The organism is Streptomyces sp. NPDC088730 (assembly GCF_044751215.1).
Classification (GTDB): Bacteria; Actinomycetota; Actinomycetes; order Streptomycetales; family Streptomycetaceae; genus Streptomyces.
Genome location: NZ_JBIVLK010000001.1, coordinates 1,523,236 through 1,529,758 on the forward strand (window position 1 = coordinate 1,523,236; position 6,523 = coordinate 1,529,758).

Consider the following 6,523-nt stretch of genomic DNA (forward strand, 5'->3'; position numbering starts at 1 on the left):
GCGCCCGGAGCTCTCCCGCGGTGGCGTAGGTTTTCCCTGGGAGCTGTGCCCACAGGCACGCGACGATCACGAAACTGCATGGGGAGACAACGCGCTCATGAGCGATGTACTGGAGCTGGTGGACGTATCCGTGGTCCGCGACGGACGCGCTCTGGTGGAAGACGTCTCCTGGTCGGTCAAGGAGGGGGAGCGCTGGGTCATCCTCGGCCCCAACGGCGCCGGCAAGACCACCCTCCTCAACGTCGCGTCCAGCTACCTCTTCCCGAGCAGGGGCAGCGCCACGGTCCTCGGCGAGCGGCTCGGCGGCGTCGGAACCGACGTCTTCGACCTGCGCCCCCGCATCGGGATCGCGGGCGTCGCCATGGCGGAGAAGCTGCCCAAGCGGCAGACGGTCCTGCAGACGGTGCTCACCGCCGCCTACGGAATGACCGCCACCTGGAACGAGAACTACGACAAGGTCGACGAGGACCGCGCCCGAGCCTTCCTCGACCGGCTCGGCATGACCGACTACCTGGACCGGAAGTTCGGCACCCTCTCCGAGGGCGAGCGCAAGCGCACGCTGATCGCCCGCGCCATGATGACCGACCCCGAACTGCTGCTCCTCGACGAGCCCGCCGCCGGTCTCGACCTCGGCGGACGCGAGGACCTGGTCCGCCGCCTCGGCCGGCTGGCCCGTGACCCGTACGCCCCCTCCATGATCATGGTCACCCACCATGTCGAGGAGATCGCCCCCGGATTCACCCACGTCCTGATGATCCGCCAGGGCAAGGTGCTCGCCGCCGGGCCCATGGAGACCGAGCTCAGCTCCCGCAACCTCTCCCTCTGCTTCGGCCTGCCGCTCGTCGTCGAGCACCAGGGCGACCGCTACACCGCCCGCGGCCTGCCGCTCGGCTGAGGCGCCGGGCCCAGCCCGGCACTTGACGGACCCTGCGGGGGCGTACCCGCCCGCTTGCGCCCTGTCGGCGGAGGTGCTCCCGGTCATACGATGGCCGGGTGGACATCATCGACGCATGGGTGTGGTGGCTGATCGGCGCGGTGGGACTGGGCATCCCGCTCGTCCTGACCGCGATGCCCGAGTTCGGCATGTTCGCCGTCGGAGCGGTCGCCGCGGCGGTGGTCGCGGCTCTCGGCGGCGGAATCGTGGCCCAGGTACTGGTCTTCGTCCTGGTCTCGGTGGCGCTGATCGCCGTGGTCCGGCCGATCGCCAACCGGCACCGATCCGACCGGCCCCATCTGGCCACCGGCATCGACGCGTTGAGGGGCCGCCAGGCCGTCGTCCTGGAACGGGTCACCGGCGAGGGCGGTCGCATCAAGCTGGCCGGGGAGATCTGGTCGGCCCGCGCACTGGACGCGGAACTGAGCTTCGACCCCGGCCAACAGGTCGATGTCGTCGACATCGACGGGGCCACAGCCGTCGTCATGTGACCGAACACCCCACACGGCAGAGCCCGTTCTGTCAGACTCGATGTCGATCATCATGAGAACCGGACCGGCAGGACAACCGACCTGACCCACGGCCCCTCACACGATCTCGACCTCGATCATCGCGATCCGTCGGCAACCGAAGGGCACGAGGAAACGATGCAACCGATCATCATCGTCCTGATTATTCTGGTGGTGCTCGTCTTCATCGCTCTGATCAAGACGATCCAGGTCATCCCACAGGCCAGCGCCGCGATCGTGGAGCGATTCGGCCGGTACACCCGCACCCTCAACGCAGGCCTGAACATCGTCGTCCCGTTCATCGACTCGATCCGCAACCGGATCGACCTCCGCGAACAGGTCGTCCCCTTCCCGCCGCAGCCGGTGATCACCCAGGACAACCTGGTCGTCAACATCGACACGGTCATCTACTACCAGGTGACCGACGCCCGTGCGGCGACGTACGAGGTCGCCAGCTACATCCAGGCGATCGAGCAGCTCACCGTCACCACGCTCCGGAACATCATCGGTGGCATGGACCTGGAGCGGACGCTGACCTCCCGCGAGGAGATCAACGCAGCCCTGCGCGGAGTCCTCGACGAGGCGACCGGCAAGTGGGGCATCCGCGTCAACCGCGTCGAGCTGAAGGCGATCGAGCCGCCCACCTCCATCCAGGACTCGATGGAGAAGCAGATGCGCGCCGACCGTGACAAGCGCGCCGCGATCCTCCAGGCCGAGGGAACGCGGCAGTCCGCGATCCTCACCGCCGAGGGCGAGAAGCAGTCCGCGATCCTGCGCGCCGAAGGTGAGGCCAAGGCGGCCGCCCTGCGCGCGGAGGGCGAGGCGCAGGCCGTCCGTACGGTCTTCGAGGCGATCCACGCAGGCGACCCGGACCAGAAGCTCCTCTCGTACCAGTACCTCCAGATGCTCCCCAAGATCGCCGAGGGCGACGCCAACAAGCTCTGGATCGTGCCCAGCGAGATCGGCGACGCCCTCAAGGGCCTCAGCGGCGCCTTCGGCAACCTCGGTACCGGTATGCCCGGCTTCAACACCGGCGACTCCGGCAAGGAGCGCCGGGAGCAGCCCCCCGTCGACTGACGTGTACACCCACTCGGGCATGATCAGGGCACCAAGCACCGATCAGCCACGGGGGATCCGGGATGACCATCTGGGAGATGCTCGCGGTCTTCGCCGCGGGCATCAGCGCGGGCACGATCAACACGATCGTCGGTTCGGGAACGCTGATCACCTTCCCGGTGCTCCTCGCCACCGGCCTGCCCCCGGTCACCGCCACGGTCTCCAACGCACTCGGTCTGATCCCCGGCTCCATCAGCGGCGCGATCGGCTACCGCAAGGAGCTCGAAGGGCAGCGCCCACGCGTTCTCAAGCTCGCCGTGGGCGCGCTCATCGGCGGTCTGACCGGCGCCACCCTGCTGCTGGCGCTGCCGTCCACGGCCTTCGAGACCATCGTCCCGATCCTGGTCGCCATGGCCCTCGTCCTGGTCATCCTGCAACCACGCATCAGCAAAGCCGTCCAGCGCCGCCGCGAACACACCGGCGTCCAGGCCCGCCCCGACGGCGGCCCGCTGCTCTTCATCGGCCTGATGCTCGCCAGCGTCTACGGCGGCTACTTCACCGCCGCCCAGGGGATCATCTACCTCTCCCTGATGGGCATGCTGCTCGACGACACCATGCAGCGTCTCAACGCCGTGAAGAACGTCCTGGCCGCCGTCGTCAACAGCATCGCCGCGCTGTTCTTCCTCTTCGTCGCGGACTTCGACTGGACGGCCGTCGTGCTGATCGCGGTCGGCTCCGCGCTCGGCGGCCAGATCGGCGCCAAGGTCGGCCGCCGGCTGAGCCCCGTCGTCCTGCGCGCCCTCATCGTCACGGTCGGAACGGCCGCCATCGTCCAGCTGCTGCTCCGCTGATCCGCGGCAGCCCGTCTCCGTACGGGGACGGGCCCGGCTACCGCACCCGGCGTAGACCCGCTACGCCGCGGACTGCGCCAGCCACTCCGGCAGCGCCGACCGGTCACCGGCCCCCAGCGCCAGCAGCATCGCATCCGCGGGGGACGGCACGAACGGCTGCCGCAACAGCGGCATCCCCGCCTGCTCCGGTGTACGGGCCGCCTTGCGGTGGTTGTCCTCCGCGCAGGAGGCCACCGTGTTCAGCCAGGTGTCCTGGCCCCCCTGGGCGCGCGGCACCACGTGGTCGACGGTGCTCGCCCGCCGCCCGCAGTACGCGCACCGGTGCTGGTCCCGGATGAGCACACCCCTTCTGGACCACGGGGCGTGTCTTCGGAACGGCACCCGCACGTACCGGCAGAGCCTGATCACCCGGGGCACCGGAATATCCACGGCGGCACCGCGCATGCGGAGGCCGGGATGGGACTGCTCGACGACGGCCTTGTCCTGGAGGATCAGCACCACCGCGCGATTCAGCGTCACCGTCGACAGCGGCTCGAAGCTCGCATTCAGCACCAGCGTGTCCCGCATCCCGCCCACCTCCCGTGTGCCGCCCACCACCTGGCAGGCCCGGATCAACTCTGGCCGGGCAGGCCGCAATGGACAACGCAATAAAAAGTGCCCTGCCCTGATCTCTCCAGGACCAGGGCAGGGCAAACAGGGGGGATCTATCGACTTCGCGGGCTTCAGGCGGGCTCGGCGTACTCACCGATCAGCTGGGCGCGGCCCAGCGTGTGGAAGCGCAGATTGAAACCGACCACAGCGGGCGACGCGTCGCTGTCCGGCCCGAGCTTCTCGCTGTCCACCGCGTACACGGTGAACACGTACCGGTGGTTCTCGCCTGGCGGCGGCGCCGCGCCGCCGAAGTCCTTCGACCCGTAGTCGTTGCGAACGTGCACGGCGCCCTCGGGCAGCCCGTCGAACCTCCCGCCGCCCGCACCGGCCGGCAGCTCCGTGACGGACGCGGGGATGTCGAAAAGCACCCAGTGCCAGAACCCGCTGCCGGTCGGAGCGTCCGGGTCGAAGCACGTCACGGCGAAACTCTTCGTCTCCGCCGGGAACCCCTCCCACCGCAGCTGCGGCGAGGTGTTCCCCGCCGCCTGCACCTGTGCGTCAGCGAGCACGGCTCCCGGTGCGAGGTCCTCGCTCACCACGGTGAACGAGGGGACCTCGGGATGGAAGTCGTGCGGCAGCGGCGCCCTCTTCGGCTGGGTCACGTCAGCACCTCTCCTGTAGCGGTTCCGGTTCCGGTATCGGCAGGTCTCCCCACCGACCCTAGAGCCAGTTGCGCTGACCGCCGACCTGGGCGAGCCACTGGTTCAGATAAGCGGCCCAGTCGGTCCCCTGGTAGTCGTTCAGACCCACCTTGAAGGCACGGTAGGAGTCGCTGCCCTCACTGAAGAGTCCCGGCTTCTTGTCCATCTCCAGCACGACGTCCATCTCGCGGTCGTCCGCGACGAACGTCAGCTCGACCTGGTTGAGCCCCCGGTACTGCGACGGCGGGAAGAACTCGATCTCCTGGTAGAAGGGCAGCCGCTGACGCGTACCGCGGATGTGGCCGCGCTCCATGTCGGCACTGCGGAAGCCGAAGCCCAGCTGCCCGAAGGCGTCCAGGATGGCCTGCTGCGCCGGCAGCGGGTGCACGTTGACGGGGTCCAGGTCCCCGGAGTCCAGCGCCCGTGCGATCTCCAGCTCCGTGGTCACGCCGATGTTCATGCCGTGCAGGTGCTGGCCCGCGAACATCGTGATCGGCGTCTCCCAGGGGATTTCGAGCCCGAACGGCACGACGTGCACCGCGCCCGCCCTGACCTCGAAGGCGCCCCCGAGCCGCAGCTTGGTGAACTCGATGTCCTGCTTGGTCTCCTGCTCCTGGCCCTCGACCTCGACCCGGGCCTGCAGCCCGACGGAGAGCCCCTCGATCTGCTGGTCCACGGAGCCGCCCTGGACCCGCACCTCGCCCTGGACGACCCCACCCGGTACGACGTTGAGCTCGGTCAGCTCCGTCTCCACCGAGGCGCCGCCGGCACCCATGCTCGCGAGCAGCCGCTTGAAGCCCATGTTTTCTCCTCCTAGGTCCTGACCCGTACATACGCGCCATGACCGTAGCCGGTTCCCGGTAGCCTCGGACTTCATGATCGAGGGCCAGGAACGTTCGCCGCTGACGCGGGATTTCTTCGACCGCCCCGTGCTGGACGTGGCGCCGGATCTGCTGGGCCGGACGCTGGTCCGCAGTACGCCGGAAGGCCCCATCGAGCTGCGTCTCACCGAGGTGGAGGCGTACGCGGGGGAGATCGACCCCGGTTCGCACGCCTTCCGGGGCCGGACCGCGCGCAACGGCGTGATGTACGGGCCTCCCGGCCACGCGTACGTCTACTTCACCTACGGGATGTGGCACTGCCTCAACCTGGTGTGCGGCCCGGAGGGCATGGCGAGCGGTGTGCTGCTGAGGGCGGGTGCCGTCCTCACAGGCGCAGAGCTCACCCGTAAACGTCGACTCTCGGCCCGCAACGACCGAGAACTGGCCAAAGGGCCGGCCCGGCTCGCGACCGCGCTGGACATCGACCGTGCGCTCGACGGCACCGACGCCATCGCCCACCCGGGCGCCGTCCTCTCGGTACTGCACGGCACCCCGCCACCGCGCGACCAGGTACGCAACGGTCCGCGCACCGGAGTGGGCGGTGACGGAGCCACCCACCCGTGGCGCTTCTGGGTCGACGGCGATCCCACCGTGAGCCCGTACCGGGCACACGCACCACGCCGCAGGTCAACTTGACTCGCCCATCCGGGGCGCCTAATGTAGTCCGAGCCGCTTGACACGGGTACAGCGAACGGTTTGGTCCATCGGACCTGATGCCGGGCAACTCGAAGCGGCCAACCACTACCTACGACTCACCCCGGCGGGTGCGGATTTCGGCATGCCGAAATCCGGTCCATTGACTCGATTATGAGTCACCGGGGGAATCGGCTAAAGTAGTGAACACGCCGAAAGGGAAAGCGCGAAAGCGAATTCCTGGAAAGCAATCCCGCTTCGACCGGGAATCAGACACGAAAGAGTCTGATAGAGTCGGAAACGCAAGACCGAAGGGAAGCGCCCGGAGGAAAGTCGCAGAAAATGTTCTGCGGTGAGTACAAAGGAA

At 68.5% G+C, this 6,523-nt stretch carries 8 protein-coding genes; 5 read left to right on the top strand and 3 right to left on the bottom strand.

Features of this window, described 5'->3' with window-relative positions; translation table 11 throughout:
• The first annotated feature begins 97 nt into the window (after nt 1-97).
• From ACIP89_RS06875 to ACIP89_RS06890, 4 genes are all read left to right on the top strand, one after another.
• Entirely contained in the window at nt 98-895 is a 798-nt protein-coding gene (locus ACIP89_RS06875; RefSeq protein ID WP_401923625.1) for an ABC transporter ATP-binding protein, read from the top strand.
• Nucleotides 896-993: 98 nt separating this feature from the next.
• Complete coding sequence (locus ACIP89_RS06880; RefSeq protein WP_402113422.1) at nt 994-1,425, top strand: NfeD family protein; 432 nt, start codon at nt 994-996, stop codon at nt 1,423-1,425.
• A gap of 156 nt (nt 1,426-1,581) precedes the next feature.
• Nucleotides 1,582-2,520: an SPFH domain-containing protein gene (locus ACIP89_RS06885; RefSeq protein ID WP_371773992.1), complete on the top strand. Its 939-nt coding sequence runs from the start codon at nt 1,582-1,584 to the stop codon at nt 2,518-2,520.
• A 62-nt stretch (nt 2,521-2,582) separates the two neighbouring features.
• Nucleotides 2,583-3,350, top strand: coding sequence for a sulfite exporter TauE/SafE family protein (locus tag ACIP89_RS06890; RefSeq protein ID WP_401923629.1), 768 nt, complete (start codon nt 2,583-2,585; stop codon nt 3,348-3,350).
• A 60-nt stretch (nt 3,351-3,410) separates the two neighbouring features.
• Here ACIP89_RS06890 and ACIP89_RS06895 read toward each other — a convergent pair whose 3' ends face one another.
• From ACIP89_RS06895 to ACIP89_RS06905, 3 genes are all read right to left on the bottom strand, one after another.
• Nucleotides 3,411-3,917, bottom strand: coding sequence for an HNH endonuclease (locus ACIP89_RS06895; RefSeq protein WP_024490345.1), 507 nt, complete (start codon nt 3,915-3,917; stop codon nt 3,411-3,413).
• A 155-nt stretch (nt 3,918-4,072) separates the two neighbouring features.
• Nucleotides 4,073-4,603: a YbhB/YbcL family Raf kinase inhibitor-like protein gene (locus ACIP89_RS06900; protein WP_402113425.1), complete on the bottom strand. Its 531-nt coding sequence runs from the start codon at nt 4,601-4,603 to the stop codon at nt 4,073-4,075.
• A 58-nt stretch (nt 4,604-4,661) separates the two neighbouring features.
• The gene (locus ACIP89_RS06905; RefSeq protein WP_401923633.1) at nt 4,662-5,444 is read right to left on the bottom strand and encodes a sporulation protein; all 783 of its coding nucleotides are present in this window, start codon (nt 5,442-5,444) and stop codon (nt 4,662-4,664) included.
• 73 nt (nt 5,445-5,517) lie between these two features.
• Between ACIP89_RS06905 and ACIP89_RS06910 the strand changes: the two genes are divergently transcribed.
• Entirely contained in the window at nt 5,518-6,159 is a 642-nt protein-coding gene (locus ACIP89_RS06910; RefSeq protein ID WP_401925941.1) for a DNA-3-methyladenine glycosylase, read from the top strand.
• Nucleotides 6,160-6,523 lie beyond the last annotated feature (364 nt).